General features: G+C 65.6%; 13 protein-coding genes and 3 pseudogenes. 6 read left to right on the plus strand and 10 right to left on the minus strand.

Annotation, left to right across the window (positions count from 1 at the left end; all coding sequences use genetic code 11):
- Positions 1 to 17 precede the first annotated feature (17 nt).
- The 8 genes from AACG61_RS12050 to AACG61_RS12085 form a co-directional block, all read right to left on the minus strand.
- The gene (locus AACG61_RS12050) at positions 18 to 656 is read right to left on the minus strand and encodes a gluconate 2-dehydrogenase subunit 3 family protein (protein WP_411837372.1); all 639 of its coding nucleotides are present in this window, start codon (positions 654 to 656) and stop codon (positions 18 to 20) included.
- Positions 656 to 2,344: a GMC oxidoreductase gene (locus AACG61_RS12055; RefSeq protein WP_411837373.1), complete on the minus strand. Its 1,689-nt coding sequence runs from the start codon at positions 2,342 to 2,344 to the stop codon at positions 656 to 658. The genes AACG61_RS12050 and AACG61_RS12055 overlap by 1 nt, the downstream gene beginning before the upstream one ends.
- A gap of 37 nt (positions 2,345 to 2,381) precedes the next feature.
- Complete coding sequence (locus AACG61_RS12060; RefSeq protein ID WP_411837374.1) at positions 2,382 to 3,275, minus strand: hydroxypyruvate isomerase family protein; 894 nt, start codon at positions 3,273 to 3,275, stop codon at positions 2,382 to 2,384.
- Between the two features lie 121 nt (positions 3,276 to 3,396).
- A complete protein-coding gene (locus tag AACG61_RS12065; protein ID WP_411837375.1) occupies positions 3,397 to 4,332 on the minus strand; it encodes an ABC transporter substrate-binding protein in 936 nt (311 codons plus the stop codon).
- A 28-nt stretch (positions 4,333 to 4,360) separates the two neighbouring features.
- Positions 4,361 to 5,371, minus strand: a complete 1,011-nt coding sequence (locus AACG61_RS12070) for an ABC transporter permease (RefSeq protein WP_411837376.1) — start codon at positions 5,369 to 5,371, stop codon at positions 4,361 to 4,363.
- The gene (locus tag AACG61_RS12075) at positions 5,368 to 6,870 is read right to left on the minus strand and encodes a sugar ABC transporter ATP-binding protein (protein WP_411837377.1); all 1,503 of its coding nucleotides are present in this window, start codon (positions 6,868 to 6,870) and stop codon (positions 5,368 to 5,370) included. Before AACG61_RS12075 ends, AACG61_RS12070 begins: the two co-directional genes overlap by 4 nt.
- Positions 6,867 to 8,006: a Gfo/Idh/MocA family protein gene (locus AACG61_RS12080; protein WP_411837378.1), complete on the minus strand. Its 1,140-nt coding sequence runs from the start codon at positions 8,004 to 8,006 to the stop codon at positions 6,867 to 6,869. Before AACG61_RS12080 ends, AACG61_RS12075 begins: the two co-directional genes overlap by 4 nt.
- Complete coding sequence (locus tag AACG61_RS12085; protein ID WP_411837379.1) at positions 8,003 to 9,061, minus strand: sugar phosphate isomerase/epimerase family protein; 1,059 nt, start codon at positions 9,059 to 9,061, stop codon at positions 8,003 to 8,005. Before AACG61_RS12085 ends, AACG61_RS12080 begins: the two co-directional genes overlap by 4 nt.
- 136 nt (positions 9,062 to 9,197) lie before the next feature.
- On the opposite strand from AACG61_RS12085, the gene AACG61_RS12090 reads away from it, so the two are divergent.
- Both AACG61_RS12090 and AACG61_RS12095 read left to right on the plus strand, forming a co-directional pair.
- A complete protein-coding gene (locus tag AACG61_RS12090; RefSeq protein ID WP_411837380.1) occupies positions 9,198 to 10,211 on the plus strand; it encodes a LacI family DNA-binding transcriptional regulator in 1,014 nt (337 codons plus the stop codon).
- 71 nt (positions 10,212 to 10,282) lie between these two features.
- Entirely contained in the window at positions 10,283 to 10,762 is a 480-nt protein-coding gene (locus AACG61_RS12095) for a phage terminase large subunit family protein (RefSeq protein ID WP_411837381.1), read from the plus strand.
- Here AACG61_RS12095 and AACG61_RS12100 read toward each other — a convergent pair.
- A pseudogene (locus AACG61_RS12100) lies at positions 10,693 to 10,998 on the minus strand (transposase); the annotation flags it as partial. The gene AACG61_RS12095 and the pseudogene AACG61_RS12100 sit on opposite strands and share 70 nt — an antisense overlap.
- Positions 10,999 to 11,021: 23 nt before the next feature.
- Positions 11,022 to 11,336, minus strand: a pseudogene (locus AACG61_RS12105) (transposase); the annotation flags it as partial.
- Between AACG61_RS12105 and AACG61_RS12110 the strand changes: the two are divergent.
- The 4 genes and pseudogenes from AACG61_RS12110 to AACG61_RS12125 form a co-directional block, all read left to right on the plus strand.
- A pseudogene (locus AACG61_RS12110) lies at positions 11,288 to 12,067 on the plus strand (IS3 family transposase); the annotation flags it as partial. The pseudogenes AACG61_RS12105 and AACG61_RS12110 overlap by 49 nt on opposite strands.
- Before the next feature lie 359 nt (positions 12,068 to 12,426).
- Positions 12,427 to 13,029: a hypothetical protein gene (locus tag AACG61_RS12115; RefSeq protein ID WP_411837382.1), complete on the plus strand. Its 603-nt coding sequence runs from the start codon at positions 12,427 to 12,429 to the stop codon at positions 13,027 to 13,029.
- 110 nt (positions 13,030 to 13,139) lie between these two features.
- Positions 13,140 to 13,682 carry an AAA family ATPase gene (locus AACG61_RS12120; RefSeq protein WP_411837383.1) on the plus strand — a complete coding sequence of 181 codons (543 nt, stop codon included), beginning with the start codon at positions 13,140 to 13,142 and terminating at the stop codon, positions 13,680 to 13,682.
- Between the two features lie 118 nt (positions 13,683 to 13,800).
- The gene (locus AACG61_RS12125) at positions 13,801 to 14,919 is read left to right on the plus strand and encodes a purine-nucleoside phosphorylase (protein ID WP_411837384.1); all 1,119 of its coding nucleotides are present in this window, start codon (positions 13,801 to 13,803) and stop codon (positions 14,917 to 14,919) included.
- Positions 14,920 to 15,483 lie beyond the last annotated feature (564 nt).

The raw sequence follows: 15,483 nt of genomic DNA on the forward strand, positions 1-15,483 counted from the left end.
CGGGGCCGATGCGTCGATCAGGTCGCCCAGGCCGGGCCGCCGTCGTAATCCAGGTCGCCGATATACTCGCCCGGCACGGGCTCGTAGCGCAGCACCTGCGTCGCCCCGATCTCGGAGGTGAAGAAACCCAGAAGCGTCAGCTGCTGGAACGGCGTGAACCAGTGCAGCGCCGGCAGCGCGACCTCGGCCTCGGCCGAGGCCGCGGTATCGGCCGAGGGCTGGACGTTGCGCGCCTGCAGGCGGGCCTCCTCCTTGGCGGCGTTCACGATGACGGCCTGCGCCGCGGCCGCGACCATCGCGTCCTGCAGCATCTCCCGGCGCTGCTCGGGCTCCAGCGTCTCGAAGGCCGCGCCATGGCGGGACTGCGCCTCGGCCTTCAGCGTCTCGATGCTGTCGCGGAAGGCGGCCTGCTCCTCGGCGTCATAGCAGTCGCTGACGAACTGGGTCATGAAGGCGCCCACGCCCGCATCCTTGGCGCCCGGCGTGTCGGTGGCGGGGATGATCGTCTCGGCCACCTCGTCCAGGAAGGCCGCATCCTCGGGGGTGAAGAGGTTGCGCCCCGTCTCGGTCGGGACATAGGCCATGACCCGGCCCGCACCGATCATGGCCGTGCCGGTCAGGGCGGCGATCATCGCCAGAAGGTTGCGACGGTTCATCACAGATCTCCGTTCTTGAGGGCTTTGACGGCGTGATCCGCCGCACGCGCGGTCAGCGCCATGTAGGTCAGCGACGGGTTCACGCAGCTGGCCGAGGTCATGCAGGCCCCGTCCGTCACATAGACGTTCGGCGCATCCCAGACCTGGTTGTCGCCGTTCAGCACCGAGGTCGCGGGGTCGCGGCCCATGCGCGCCGTGCCCATCTCGTGGATGCCCATGCCGGGGGCATAGTCGCGATCGACCGGCTTGACGTCGACGACGCCCGCGGCCTCCAGGATCTCGACCGCGTCCTGCTTCATGTCCTCGCGCATGCGCATCTCGTTCTCGCGCAGGTCCACGCTGACCGACAGGACCGGAAGGCCCCACTTGTCCGTCGTCCCGCGATCCAGCGAGATGGCGTTGTCGTGATAGGGCAGCATCTCGCCGAAACCGGTCATGCCGATGGTCCAGTTGCCCGGCGTCGACAGGGCCTGCTTCAGGTCCGCACCGATGTTCAGTTCGGCGATGTCGCGCTGCCATCCCTGGCGGCTGGCCGAACCCTGATAGCCGAAGCCGCGGGTATAGGGCCGCTCCTCGCCGTCGATGTTGCGGAAACGCGGGATGTAGAAGCCCGCCGGACGGCGCCCGAAATAGTACTTGTCATCGAACCCCTCGACCCGGCCCTCGGCACCGACGCGGAAATGGTGGTCCATGACGTTGTGGCCCAGCTCGCCCGACGACGACCCCAGGCCGCCTTCCCAGACATCGGTGGCCGAGTTCATCAGCACCCAGGTCGAATTGAAGCTGGAGGCGTTCAGGAACACCACGTCGGCGGTGTATTCATAGGTCAGGTTCGTCTCGGCATCGATGATCTCGACGCCCCGCGCGCGCTTGCGGTCATTGTCGTAGAGGACCTCCTTCACGATCGAGAACGGCCGCAGCGTCAGGTTGCCCGTGGCCATCGCCGCTGGCAGCGTCGCGGACTGGGTGCTGAAATAGGCGCCGTAGGGACAGCCCAGCCAGCACTTGTTGCGATACTGACAGGCGACGCGGTTTTGTTCCGGCTTGGCCTCGGTGATGTTCGCCACGCGCGCGTTGATCAGATAGCGCTTGCCGCCGAAGGCGTTGCGCAGCCGGGCGGCCACGTCCTTCTCGACGATGTTCAGCGGAATGGGCGGCAGGAACTGCCCGTCGGGCAGGATGTCCAGCCCCTCGGCGGTGCCGGAGATGCCAGCGAAGCGCTCGACATGATCGTACCAGGGCGCGATGTCGGCATAGCGGATCGGCCAGTCGGTCGCGATGCCCTCGCGTTCGTTGGCGGTGAAGTCGGTATCCGACAGGCGATAGGTCTGCCGCCCCCACATCAGGCTGCGCCCGCCGACGTGATAGCCCCGGAACCAGTCGAAGCGCTTGGCCTCGACATAGGGGCTGTCCTGCTCGTTGGCCCACATGCCGAAGGTCTGCTCGTTCAGCGGATAATCGCGCGACAGGACGGGATAGTTCTCCTCCATCTGCACCGTGGCGGTGCCGCGATGGGGATAGTCCCAGGCCTCCTTCTCGGCGTTCACGTAATCGGACAGATGCTCGATGTTGCGGCCGCGCTCCAGCATCAGGACCTTCAGGCCCCGCTCGGTCAGCTCCTTGGCGGCCCAGCCGCCGCTGATGCCCGATCCGACGACGATCGCGTCGTAATGCATGTTCTCTGCCATCTGGCGTTTCCTTCTTCCGGTGATGCTCGTGGCGGGGTCAGACGTCGCAGGTCAGCACCGCGTCGCGCAGCGATCGCGGCCCGGTCTGCGGGTCGAGGGGGATGAATTCCTGCGCGATCCAGCCCTGAAAGCCGGTGTCGCGGATCGCGCGGCAGATCGCGGGATAGTTCAGCTCCTGCCGGTCGTCGGGTTCGTTGCGGCCGGGATTGCCCGCAGTGTGGTAATGGCCGAACCACGGGTGGTGATCGGTGATCGTGCGGATCACGTCCCCTTCCATGATCTGCATGTGATAGATGTCGTAGAGCAGCCTGAAGCCGGGGCTGTTCAGCCGCTCGCACAGCGCCACGCCCCAGGCGCTGCGGTCGCAGAGATAGTCGGGATGGTTCACGCGGCTGTTCAGCAGCTCCATGTGCAGCACGACCCCTGCGGCCTCGGCTGCGGGCAGGATGCGCGTCAGGCCGAGCGCGCAGTTCTCCAGCCCCTCCGCGTCGCTCATGCCGCGGCGGTTGCCGCTGAACAGGATCAGGTTGGTGTGGCCCGCCGCCGCGACCAGGTCGATGTGGCGCAGATAGCTTTCGGTCAGACGGTCGTGGTTGGCGGGGTCCGCCCAGCCGTCCTCCAGGCTGATCTCGGCGCCGTTGCACATGGAGCTGGCCAGCCCGTGCCGCGCCAGAACCGGCCAGTCATCCGGCCCGCACAGGTCGATCGCGCCCAGGCCCACCTCGCGAGCCAGCAGGCACAGATCGTCCAGCGCCATGTCGCCGAAGGTCCAGCGCGCGACGGAATGATTGATGGTGCCCTTCAGCGCGGGCGCCGCCTGCTGCGCGGTGGCGGTGCCTGCCAGCGTGACGCCCAGGGCCATTGCCCCGGCGCCCTGGAACAGGCCGCGCCGTGACAGGGCCGCAGCCGGTCGATCCGACAAATCGGTCATGGTCTCCTCCCTTGATGCAGAATGCCCCGGTCGCCCATATGAAACCGATTACACAGCGGGGCGGACCGACCCTCCTCCGGGTCGGATGCGGCGCGGGATCACCCCCGCGCCGCGCGGCCCCTCAGTAGGGGCTGTCCTCGAAGTAGAAGTCCTCGGCGTTGTCGGGGGTGATCAGCTCGGAGGCGATGATGAACTCGCCGGTCATCGGCGCGCCCGAGGTCAGGCCCAGCGCCGTCATCTCGATCGCGGTCGAGATCATCGAGGGCGGATAGGTCACGTTCACCGGCACGGTCGGATCGCTGTTCTGGATGCGCTGGACCATCTCCTTCATGCCCGCGCCGCCGACGACGAACATCTCATCGGTGCGTCCGGCCTGGTCGATGGCGGCCAGCGCGCCCACGGCCATGTCGTCATCGGCCGCCCAGACCGCGTCGATCTCGGGGAAGCGCGACAGCCAGTCCTGCATCAGGCCGAAGGCCGTGTCGCGGTTCCAGTTGCCGTGATCCATGGCCAGCACCTCGATGCCCGAGCCTTCCAGCGCGGCCTCGAAGCCCGCGACGCGCTCGTTGTCGACGGTCGAGGCGATGCCGCGCATCACCACGACCTTGGCGCCCTCGTCCAGCGTGTCGGCGAAATACTGGCCCGCCGTGCGCCCGAAGCTGTCGTTGTCGCCCGCGACATAGAGGTTCTCGATCCCCTCCTGCGCCAGGCCGCGATCCACGACCGTGACCCAGACGCCGCTTTCGGCGATGCGCTGGATCGGACCGGTCAGCGGTTCGGATTCGAAGGGCAGCACGACCAGCGCGTCAATGCCGCGCGTCGCCACCATGTCCTCCAGGTCCGACACCTGCTGGCCCGGACCCGAGGTCGTCGTCAGCACGAAGTCCAGGTCGGGATTGGCCTCCGACAGCCGCTCGATGGTGCGCTCGGCGTGAAAGTTCAGGGCGCCCGCCCAGCCGTGGGTCGCGGCGGGGATGGACACGCCGATGGTCTGCGACAGCGCCGGGACGGCCGTCAGGCCCAGCAGCGCGGTGGTGGCAATCAGGGTCTTTCTCATGGTGGTTACTCCTCCCACAGGTGAAAAATCAGCGTGCCGCGCCGGTATTGCGTTGCAGCACGACGGCAAGGATGATGACGACGCCCTGGATGGCCCCGTTCAGGTAGGGGCTGACGAAGTCGGTCAGGTTCAGCAGGTTGCCGATCAGCGACAGGATCAGCACCCCCACTACCGTGCCCCAGACGCGCCCGAAGCCGCCCTTCAGCAGCGTGCCGCCGATGATGACCGCGGCGATGGCCTCCAGCTCCCACAGCAGGCCCGTCGTGGCGGATGCCGACCCCAGGCGCGGGACGTACATCACGACCGCGATGCCCACCGACAGGCCCAGCAGCACATAGGTGGCCAGTTTGACGCGCGCGACGGCGACCGCCGAATAGCGCGCGACCTTCTCGTTCGAGCCGATGGCGGCGCAGTGCCGGCCGAAGGCGGTGTGGCGCATGGTGATCTCTCCGACCACCGCCAGCAGCGCGAAGACCAGGATCGGCCAGCTGATTCCCAGGATGCCGCCGTAATAGACGGGGCGGTACAGCTCCTGCATCTCGTAGCCCAGCGACAGCGTGCCCCCGTCGGCAAGCCAGGTGATCAGGCTGCGATAGATGCCCATGGTCCCCAGCGTCAGGATGAAGGCCTCGATGCCCGCCCGCGTGATCAGTACGCCGTTGATCAGCCCCGCGATCAGCCCGGTCGCCAGCGCAAGCCCCACGCCCAGCAGGATGACGGGCAGCCCGGTCCCCATGCTGCCGGTCAGCTGGTTCATCACCAGGATCATCAGCCCCGCGACGAAGGCTGCCATCGAGCCCACCGAGAGGTCCAGCCCGCCCGCGGTGATGACGAAGGTCATGCCGATCGCGATGATGCCGATGAAGGCCGAGCGCGCCAGCACGTTGGTGATGTTGGCATAGCTGAGGAAGTTCGGGTTCAGCGCCATGCCGATCAGGACCAGCACGATCAGCGCCACGATGGGTGCGATGACCGGCAGGTTGGCCACAAGGCCGCCGCGGCTGCGGGGGCTGTGCGATTTGGTCGTTGCCACGCTCATGCCGCGGTCTCTCCTTGTCCTTCAAGTCCCATGGCCAGGCGCACGATGCCGCGTTCGGTCACCGCGTCGCCCGACAGTTCCCCGGCGATGCGGCCGGCATGCATGACGATCACCCGCCCCGCGAGGCCGATCAGCTCGGGCATCTCGGAGGAGATCACGATGATGCTGCGCCCCTCCGCGGCCAGGGCGGCGATCAGGGTGTAGATCTGCTGCTTGGTGCCGATGTCGATGCCGCGGGTCGGCTCGTCGATGATGACGACCTCGGGGTCCGACAGGAGCGTCTTGGCCAGAAGCAGCTTCTGCTGGTTGCCGCCCGACAGGTTGCCCACGGCCATGCCGCGCTCGGGCGCCTTGATGGCGAAATCGGCGATGGCCTTGTCGAGGGCGGCCTCCTCGCGGCCCCGGTCGATCAGCGGGCGGCCGAAGCGCGACAGCTGGCCCAGGGTCAGGTTCTCGCGCAGCGACTTCTCCAGAAGCAGCCCGGCGCCCTTGCGGTCCTCGGTCAGATAGACCAGCCCCGCGTGCACCGCCTGCGCCACCTCGCCCGCAGGCAGGTCCAGTCCCTTGAGGCGCACCTGGCCCTCGCGGGGGCGCAGTCCGGCGATGGCCTCGGCCAGTTCCGTGCGGCCCGAACCGACCAGACCGCCGATGCCCAGCACCTCGCCCCGATGCAGGGTCAGGTCCGCGTCCTCGACCACGCCGGGCACCGAAAGGCCCCGCACCTCCAGGATCGGCTCGGCCCCGCGTCCGGCCTTGGCGGGATAGAGGTCCGACAGCTCGCGCCCGACCATGGCGGTCGCCATGTCGTCCTCGGTCACGTCGGCGGTCCGGTCGGACCGCACCATCACCCCGTCGCGCAGCACGGTGACGCGGTCCGCGATGCGCTTGACCTCGCCCAGCTTGTGCGAGGTGTAGAGGATCGCCACGCCCTCGTCGCGCAGGCGCTCGATCTGGGCGAACAGGACCTCGGTCTCCTTCTCGGTCAGCACGGCGGTCGGCTCGTCCATGATCAGCACGCGCGCCTGGCGCGACAGGGCCTTGGCGATCTCGACCATCTGCTTGTCGGGGACCGACAGGCGCGACACCCGCTCGCCGGGATCGGCGCGGCAGTCCAGCCGGGCCAGCAGCTCGGCCGTGCGCGCGCGCATCGCCCGATGGTCCAGCAGGAAGCCCCGCCGCAACTCGCGGCCCAGAAAGACGTTCTGATCGACGCTCAGATGTTCGGCCAGGTTGAACTCCTGGTGGATCATGATGATCCCCCGCGCCTCGGCCTCGTCCGAACCCGAGAACCGCGCGGGCCGCCCCTCGAAGGTGACCTCGCCGGCCGTGGGGTCCAGATAGCCCGCGAGGATCTTCATCGTCGTGGACTTGCCCGCGCCGTTCTCTCCGATCAGGGCATGGACCTCGCCGGGGCGCAGGGCGAAATCGACGCCGTGCAGCACCTCGATGGGGCCGAAGGACTTGGTGACCCCGGTCAGGGCCAGGATCGGCGCGCTCATGCCATCACCTCCACGAAGGCCGTTCCCGCCGCGTTCGACCGGATGCAGGCGTCGATGAAGGACAGCCCCTCGATCCCGTCGGCGATGCCGGGCAGGCAGAGGTCCTCGGGCAGCGGGCGTCCAGCCTGCCGCGCGCGGATCGCGCGGGCGGCCTCGGCATAGAGGTTCGCGAACCCCTCAAGATAGCCCTCGGGATGGCCGGCGGGCACGCGGCTGCCCGCATCCCCGGTCAGCGTCCCCGGACCGCCCCGGCGCAGCTTGCGCGCAGGTTCGCCGAAGGGCGTGAACCACAGCGTCTCGGGGGCCTCGTGGTGCCATTCGATGCCGCCCTTGGCGCCGAAGACGCGCAGCCGCAGCCCGTTCTCGCCGCCCGGCGCCACCTGCGAGGCCCAGAGCATGCCCTTGGCCCCGCCCTCATAGCGCAGCAGCACATGCGCATTGTCGTCCAGCCGCCGCCCCGGCACGAAGCTGGACAGATCGGCCGCCAGATGCGAGGGCCGCATCCCCGTCACGAACCGCGCCAGCTGGAAGGCATGCGTGCCGATGTCGCCGATCGCGCCCCCGGCGCCGGCCCGCGCCGGGTCGCCGCGCCATTCGGCCTGCTTGCTGCCGCTGACCTCGGTCAGCCAGTCCTGGGCGTATTCCACCTGCACAAGGCGGATCGCACCCAGATCGCCGCGCGCGATCAGCGCCCGCGCCTCGCGGATCATCGGATAGGCCGAATAGTTGTGCGTCAGCACGAAGAGCGCGTCGCTTGCCTCCGCAATGCGCGCCAAGGCATGCGCCTCCTCCAGCGTCGCGGTCATCGGCTTGTCGCAGATGACGTGGATGCCCGCCTCCAGGAAGGCGCGCGCCACGGGGAAATGCAGATGGTTCGGGGTGCAGATCGCGACGGCCTCGATCCCGTCCGGACGCGCCGCCTCGGCCACGGCCATCTCCGCGTAATCGGCATAGCTGCGCGCGATGCCCGCCGCATCGGCGCTGGCCTGCGCGCGCGCGGCGTCAGACGACAGCGCGCCCGCCAGCAGCGCAAACTGCCCGTCCAGGCGCGCGGCGATGCGATGCACGTTGCCGATCATCGCCCCTGCGCCGCCGCCGACCATGCCCAGGCGGATGGGTTCATGCCGCGCGCTCATCGGTCCAGCCCCAGCATGCGCCGGTTGGCGGCATCGTCGGTGCCCGCCCCCGCGAAATCGTCGAAGGCGTGGTCGGTCACGCGGATGATGTGGTCGCGCACGAAGGCCGCGCCCTCGCGCGCGCCGTCCTCGGGGTGCTTCAGCGCGCATTCCCACTCGACCACCGCCCAGCCGTCGAAGCCGTGCGCCGTCAGCCGAGAGAAGACCGCGCCGAAATCCACCTGCCCGTCGCCGGGGCTGCGGAACCGGCCCGCACGCTGAACCCAGGGCTGATAGCCGCCATAGACCCCCTGCCGCCCGGTCGGATTGAACTCGGCGTCCTTGACGTGGAACATGCCGATCCGCTCGGCATAGATGTCGATGTTGTCGAGGTAGTCCAGCTGCTGCAGGACGTAATGCGACGGATCGTAGAGCATGCGGGCGCGCGGGTGCTGATCGACCCGGTCCAGGAACATCTCGAAGCTGACCCCGTCATGCAGGTCCTCTCCGGGATGGATCTCGAAGCAGATGTCGACGCCGCGGCTGTCGGCATGATCCAGGATCGGGCGCCAGCGCGCCGCCAGCTCATCGAACGCCGCCGCGACCAGACCCGCCGGGCGCTGCGGCCAAGGATAGAGATAGGGCCAGGCCAGCGCGCCCGAGAACGCGGCCATCCGGTCCAAACCTAGATTGGCCGAGGCGTCGATGGTCTTGCGGACCTGATCGACCGCCCATTCCTGGCGCGCCGCGGGATTGCCGCGCAGGCCTGCGGGGGCGAAGCCGTCGAACAGCGCATCATAGGCCGGATGCACCGCGACCAGCTGGCCCTGCACATGCGCCGACAGTTCGGTGATGGTCACGCCGTTCGCGGCGGCGGCGCCCGCCAGATCCTCGGCATAGCCGCGTGATGACGCCGCCTGCTCCAGATCCATCAGCTGCGCCGCGCCGGACGGAACCTGCACCCCCAGATAACCGCGTTCGGCGGCCCAAGCCGTGATCGCGTCCCAGCCGTCGAACGGCGCCGTGTCGCCCACGAACTGCGCAAGAAACAGGCCGGGGCCCCGCATGGTCTTCATCGAATGTCTCCTCCCCACCCGCTCCCCAGTGCAGGAACCGAATGTAATCGGTTTCATGAATTGAAAACACAGATTGAAAAGGTTTACAAGAGGCTGTCATGCGTTATTGCATGGGCATGATCCCAAAGGAAATTCCGTGACGAACCCGATCCGACCGCCCCGAATCCACGACGTCGCCCAGCTTGCGGGCGTGTCGGTCGCGACGGTCAGCCGGGTCATCTCGAATCCCGGCATCGTCGCGCAGGCCACCCGCGAGGCGGTCGAGACCGCCATCGCGGCCACCGGCTACACCGTGAACCTGACCGCCCGGAACCTGCGTCAGCAGCAGGTCGGGGGCGTCCTGGCCCTGGTGCCCAAGCTGGCCAATCCGTTCTTCTCCGAGATCCTGTCGGGCATCTCGGACGTGCTGCGCCGCGAGGGTCTCAGCCTGCTGGTGGTCGACACGACGGCCGTGCCGCACCAACCGGCGCGGACTGCGCTGGCATCCTATCTCAGCCGCTCGCGCTCCGACGGGGTGATCGTGCTGGACGGCAGCCTGGATCCGGCGCTGTTCGCCGCGCCGGGCTGCCCGCCGGTGGTGCAGGCCTGCGAATGGAACGAGGCGCTGCAGGCCCCCCGCGTGCTGGCCGACAACGCGGCCGGAGGGCGGCTGGCTGCACGGCATCTGACCGGGCTTGGCCATCGCCGGATCCTGCACCTGACCGGGCCGGAGGCCAACACGCTGACCATCGACCGCCGCCGGGGGTTCCTGGACGGCCTGGCCGAGGCAGGGCTGGACGCGGCCGACAGCCCCGAGATGACGGGCGATTTCAGCATCGCCTCGGGACATGCGGCCGCTGCCCGCATCCTGGCGCTCAAGGACCGCCCCACCGCCGTCTTCTGCGACAACGACGAGATGGCGATCGGCCTGATCACCGGCCTGATCCGCGCGGGGCTGGACGTTCCCGGCGAGATTTCGGTGATGGGCTTCGACAACATCGAGATGTCGGCCTACTGCCTGCCCGCGCTGACCACGATCCGCCAGCACCGCGCCCGCCTCGGACGCCGCGCGGCCGAGGTCCTGCTGTCCCGCATGCGCGGCGAGACCGTCGACGGCACAACAATGCTGGACGTCGAACTCCTGGCCCGCGCCAGCACCGGCCCGGCATAAATCGAGGGCGAGCGCGATCTCGTCGATCTGGCGCACCACCACGTTCCAAAGTCCGGCGCAAGATCGACATTGTGGCCACCCCGACACGGAAAGGCCATTTCCGCACCGAGGCGGCCTTCCTCGACAGCGACAAGCGGCATTCCCATGTTCCCTTCCAGCATTACGGCGACATGGCCCCGATCACCTGGGCTCGCATCCGTCGGCCCAAGGGGCAGCGCGATGCTGCCCATCTCATCTGCGATGCCTGCGGCGGCGTACATCATGAGCATGACAAGCCCGGCCTGCTGGCCGCTGGCGAATGGCGTCAAACCGCGCTGGGCGATCGACGCCCCGCAGGGTTCCACTTGTCACCGCTCTATTCGCCTCGGGAAACCTGGGCCGAGATCGCGCAGGAATGCACCTGCGTCGCCAAGGATCCTGCGCGCCGGCCGGTCTGGGTCAACACCAAGCCGGACCCCGTAGGGTCAGGACTCGTTCTTGATCACAGCCAGAACATAACGGTGGCAGCCAATGCGATTGCGGAGAGGTATGTCTCCGGACACCCGTCGTAACGCATGGCAGCACGTCTCCACTCCTTCAGGCGACCGAACATGATCTCGATGCGATTGCGGCGTTTATGGCGGCGCTTGTCGTATTTCGCGGTTTTCTTGCGGTATTGCAGGCCGGGAATGCAGGTTTTTGACTCTCTGTGCTGCAACGCTTTTCGCAACCAGTCAGCATCATAGCCCCGGTCCGCCAGGAACCGGTCGGTCTGCGGCAGACTCTCCAGAAGCGCCGCCGCTCCGGTCTAGGCTCCAGACTCATTGATTGTCAAAGCCAGAACATGACGGTTGTGGCGAGGGCGATGGCGGACAGGAAGGTCTTGGCGCACCTGTCATAGCGGGTTGCTACACGGCGCCAGTCCTTCAGCCCACCGAACATGATCTCGATGCGGTTGCGGCGCTTGTAGCGGCGCTTGTCGTATCGAACAGCCCTGCTGCGTGACTTCCGGCCTAGGATGCAGGGGCGTATCCCCTTGTCTTTCAACGCTTCCCGGAACCAGTCTGCATCATACCCTCTATCCGCAATCAGCCATTCGGCAGAGGGCAGACTGCCCAACAGGGCGGCGGCTCCGGTGTCGTCGGCTGCATGTGTTCCTGCGGCGCGAGGGCCATCAGGTCAATCATAAGCGCCTGTTCCGCATCTACCGCGAAGAACAGTTGCATGTGCGCCGTCGCGGTGGGCGAAAGCGGGCTATGGGCACACGGGCTCCGATGGTGCTGCCCCTGATGCCAAACCAGCGTTGGTCACTGGATTTTGTTTCGGACCAACTGACGGATGGTCGTCGGTTCAGGATCTTGACCGTGGTCGATGACTGCACCCGCGAATGCCTCATGCTCATCGCCGACACTTCGCTTTCGGGCGCACGGGTGGCGCGGGAAATGGCGACGCTGTTTGACAGCCGCGGTAAGCCTCAGACGATTGTCAGCGATAATGGGACCGAGTTCACCTCGAACGCGATCCTGAAGTTTGTGGATGATCGCAAGGTTGACTGGCACTATATCGCGCCCGGAAAGCCGACCCAGAATGCCTTCATCGAAAGCTTCAACGGCCGCCTGCGCGATGAGCTGTTGAACGAGACCCTGTTCCCGTCCCTGCACCATGCCCGCGTTAGGCGGGCCGCCTGGCGCACCGACTACAACACCGAACGCCCCCATTCCCGCCTCGGCTGGCAGACCCCCGCCGAGTTCGCCCAGACCTTCGCCCCGCAACGGGGCCTGACGCTGCGCAACCCGCAAAGCTCCGCGCCAGCCCCCGTTGCCCAAACCGCCCCAACAGGCAAAACTCAGCCCCGGAGTCTCGCTCACGCTGGATAAAAGTTGGGGGCAACGTCAACGCAGCATCCGATGCAGCCGACCGGCAGGTCTGGGCCGAGTGCGCCGATTGCAGCCTCCCGCACTAGCGTTCTATCGCTTAGGGCGACAGTTTAACACGAAGAGCACTTTTTGGTCATTCGAGATTGAGGCTTAAATGTCGCCCAGCAGCGTCAGTGGAACATTTAAACTGCTGAAATTGATAGTTATTTGCGACGACCCTCTAGACATGCTCATCCTGTCGGAAGCGGCGTTGATAAAATTGCAGCGAACGTTGCAAGATGGCCTGCTTACTTTCCGGATGCCCTATCCTGAACGCAAACGGGCCGCGTGAGACAGGTTCGCAAACACCGTGAGAGACCATGCGTATAGAAGCTCCTTTCGTCATCGCCTTGCTCACCGCCATGCCCGCCGCAGCGGACGATCTCGATGTTCGGGCAGTCGCCATGTTCGAGGCTGCTTATGGACCAGATCAGTGTCTTCATTATAGGAACGACCGGCAGGCACCGACGCGTCGCGAGTTCGTCGTGGAAGATACCTCGCGTGACATTACCGTAACGACCTACGAATTTGCGTGCGACTTGGGCGCCTACAACTTGCGACAGGCATTTCTGATACATACAGAAGCTGACGGGCTGCGCCCTGTCGCATTCGCGTCTCCAGTGCCGGACGTGCATTATAGGCAGACCGCCGAGAACAAGGACGACCCCTATGTCGGTCCAGTGGAGCGCATCGATATCGTGGGATACAAGACGTCGATGACGTCGATCAATCCTGAGGTCGACGAGACTACTGGGCAGATCGTCACCCGAGAGGTGTGGAGGGGGATCGGCGACGCCAGTTCCTCGGGCATTTGGGACCTAACCGCCGGAGGCTATGTGCTGCGGCGCTACGAGATCGATGCCACCTACAACGGCGAAGTCGATCCTGTAACGGTTCTGAATTTACTCAAGGACGCTGACTGAACATTCCTCAAGCCAATATAACCGCATGCAGATGCAGGAGTATCGCGGTGGTCATTTGGATTGATCGGAAGGCCACATGGTTTCTTTGCTTGGCGAGACAGGAAAGCGAGATGTGTCACCACATGTTCGTCGTGACGGGAGGACCCGGATCCGGGAAAAGCACGCTCATTGATGCCCTGAATGCGAAAGGGTTCCCATCCATGCCCGAGGCCGGACGGGCGATCATACGCGACCAGATGCAGATCGGCGGCCCTGCCCTGCCTTGGGCGGACAGGGCCATGTTCGCCGAGCTCATGCTGGGATGGGACCTCCGATCATGGCATGCAGCGACAGCACAGGGAGGAACAGTCTTCCTGGATAGGGGGATTGTCGATGTCGTGGGCTACCTGACGTTGTGCGGACTCCCGGTGCCGGCGCATGTCGAAACCGCAGGCAAGGCGTATCGCTACAACAAAACGGTCTTCATCGCCCCTTACTGGGACGCAATATTTACGCAGGATGACGAGCGCAAACAGGATCGCCAGGAGGCCGAAGCCACTGCGAGGGTGATGGCGGATACCTACGCGCGCTTTGGATACCAGCTGTTCGAGCTCCCGAAGGCTTCGGTTAAAGAGCGCGTCGCTTTCGTCATGCAACACGTCAACGCCCCATGACCGCTTCAGTCCAAGAAGCTGAAGTGGCCGAACCGTTGGGGCAGTTCGCTCCGACGAGCCTGAAGCTGCCGGTCGCGCGCGTCTATTGATGTGCAAACAGGCATTGGCGAGTGCTCATATGTGCGATCAACGCGTCGCACAGCGCAGCCGCGACTTGAGTGTTGCCCATGCATGCATTTTGACGGATGTGCGCGAGAGAAAACAAAACAACAGAAGTGTGACAATGCTGAACTTTGCAAAGTATGCCGCCGTCATGACTGCCCTTGGTGCCATGACGCCTCACGGCGCGCTTGCCGCCGAACCGGTGAAGGTCAAGGTCTTCATAGGCACCATGTTCGAGATCGGTGACAATACAGGCGATCGTGCGGGCGAGTATCAGCACTGGTTCGAAAAGTATTGGCAAGGTGCGGAACTCATGGATGTGCCGGGCGCCATGCGGGGGGTCCATTGCAATGATGACGGCGTATGCGGCTCGGTCCTCGGGATGGGCAAGGTCAACTCTTCGGCGTCGATGCAGGCGATCCTTTTGAATCCGCGCTTCGATTTCTCGGAGGCCTATTACGTGCTGTCCGGTGTCGCAGGCACTCCTCCTTCGCGCGGGACCATCGCGGACGTGAGCTGGGCGACGTGGCTGGTCGACTATGATCTTGGCCACCGTTGGGCACCCGAGGAGGGAGAGGCCGGCGCGCCGGTATTCATTCCCCGCAAGGGTTACGAAGCCTATCGTCTCTTCGAGATGAACCCTGCCCTGGTTGCCGCAGCCGTCAATCTCTCGAAGGATGCCCCGCTTCAGGACTCGGAGTCGGCGCAGACCTACCGCATGCGGTATCCCGACGCAGCAGCGCAGGCGGCACCTTCGGTTAAGACCGGCACGCACATGACTGGCGATACCTTCTTCCACGGACCGGGCCTATCGAACGAAGCCCAGTATATCGCGAAGCTGTATGGCGCTGACGATTATCTCATCACGGAAATGGAAGCCGCGGCCTTGGCGCTGGTCATCAACCGCACCCACGGAACAGAGCGTATCCTCAGCCTGCGCGGTGCTGTGAATTTCGATCAGGGCAATCCAAACGAGACCACGCAGCAGCATCTTGATCCCGCCCCTGGCGAAACCGCGGGTGGCTTTTCCGAAACCGTCGCCAACATCACCCTCGTCGGCGCGCCTGTCGTAGATGCAATTGTGTCGGACTGGGAAAGCTGGCGGACGGGTGTGCCAGCGCAGTTCGACAACTGACCGGAGTCCTGATCTTGTCTGCGGGCAGTATCCGAATCCATGCGGTCTGCCCGTAGGCCTCTCACTGCAGCAGGGAGTGAAGCCTTCGAACGGCCCTGCATGCAGCGAGCGTCCTGTTTGTTGCGCGGGGACGCTGCCAAGGTTGCATTGAGGCATGCGCGCGAAGAGCCCTTATCGGACGGTCAAAGCCGCGCCTCGAAAAGAAGTTCGCAAGCTGCGACAGGCTGATTGTTGGCGGGATCGAATGGTACCGTTGTGATGCCAGAGCGAACCCAGTGACGCTTAAAATCCCGATGCACCTGATCCACTGATAGAGTCGAGTTGGACGCTACGCTTCTGGACAAGGAAGCATCAACTACGTCCATGATTCCAATAACGCAAAGCGGTTCGCCCCGGCATAGATACCATGCCTCGTGCCGAACCCCTTCCAGTCGCAGCGCCTCGAACACTTCGTGCATGTGCATGAGCATGTAGTCGCTCCACCGACGCACACGCATCTCGTCGCAAGACAGAGGGATTTTGACGGCACGGTAGGGCATGTCGTGACCTTTGCCGAGGCAGACA

Origin of the sequence: Paracoccus sp. ME4, from assembly GCF_046736325.1 — a bacterium.
Taxonomy (GTDB): Bacteria; Pseudomonadota; Alphaproteobacteria; order Rhodobacterales; family Rhodobacteraceae; genus Paracoccus.

Bases quoted from the DNA above. Each gene is read 5' to 3' on its own strand.
- AACG61_RS12050 (WP_411837372.1), bottom strand. From the start codon at position 656: ATGAACCGTCGCAACCTTCTGGCGATGATCGCCGCCCTGACCGGCACG.
- AACG61_RS12055 (WP_411837373.1), bottom strand. From the start codon at position 2,344: ATGGCAGAGAACATGCATTACGACGCGATCGTCGTCGGATCGGGCATC.
- AACG61_RS12060 (WP_411837374.1), bottom strand. From the start codon at position 3,275: ATGACCGATTTGTCGGATCGACCGGCTGCGGCCCTGTCACGGCGCGGC.
- AACG61_RS12065 (WP_411837375.1), bottom strand. From the start codon at position 4,332: ATGAGAAAGACCCTGATTGCCACCACCGCGCTGCTGGGCCTGACGGCC.
- AACG61_RS12070 (WP_411837376.1), bottom strand. From the start codon at position 5,371: ATGAGCGTGGCAACGACCAAATCGCACAGCCCCCGCAGCCGCGGCGGC.
- AACG61_RS12075 (WP_411837377.1), bottom strand. From the start codon at position 6,870: ATGAGCGCGCCGATCCTGGCCCTGACCGGGGTCACCAAGTCCTTCGGC.
- AACG61_RS12080 (WP_411837378.1), bottom strand. From the start codon at position 8,006: ATGAGCGCGCGGCATGAACCCATCCGCCTGGGCATGGTCGGCGGCGGC.
- AACG61_RS12085 (WP_411837379.1), bottom strand. From the start codon at position 9,061: ATGAAGACCATGCGGGGCCCCGGCCTGTTTCTTGCGCAGTTCGTGGGC.
- AACG61_RS12115 (WP_411837382.1), top strand. From the start codon at position 12,427: ATGCGTATAGAAGCTCCTTTCGTCATCGCCTTGCTCACCGCCATGCCC.
- AACG61_RS12120 (WP_411837383.1), top strand. From the start codon at position 13,140: ATGTGTCACCACATGTTCGTCGTGACGGGAGGACCCGGATCCGGGAAA.
- AACG61_RS12125 (WP_411837384.1), top strand. From the start codon at position 13,801: ATGTGCGATCAACGCGTCGCACAGCGCAGCCGCGACTTGAGTGTTGCC.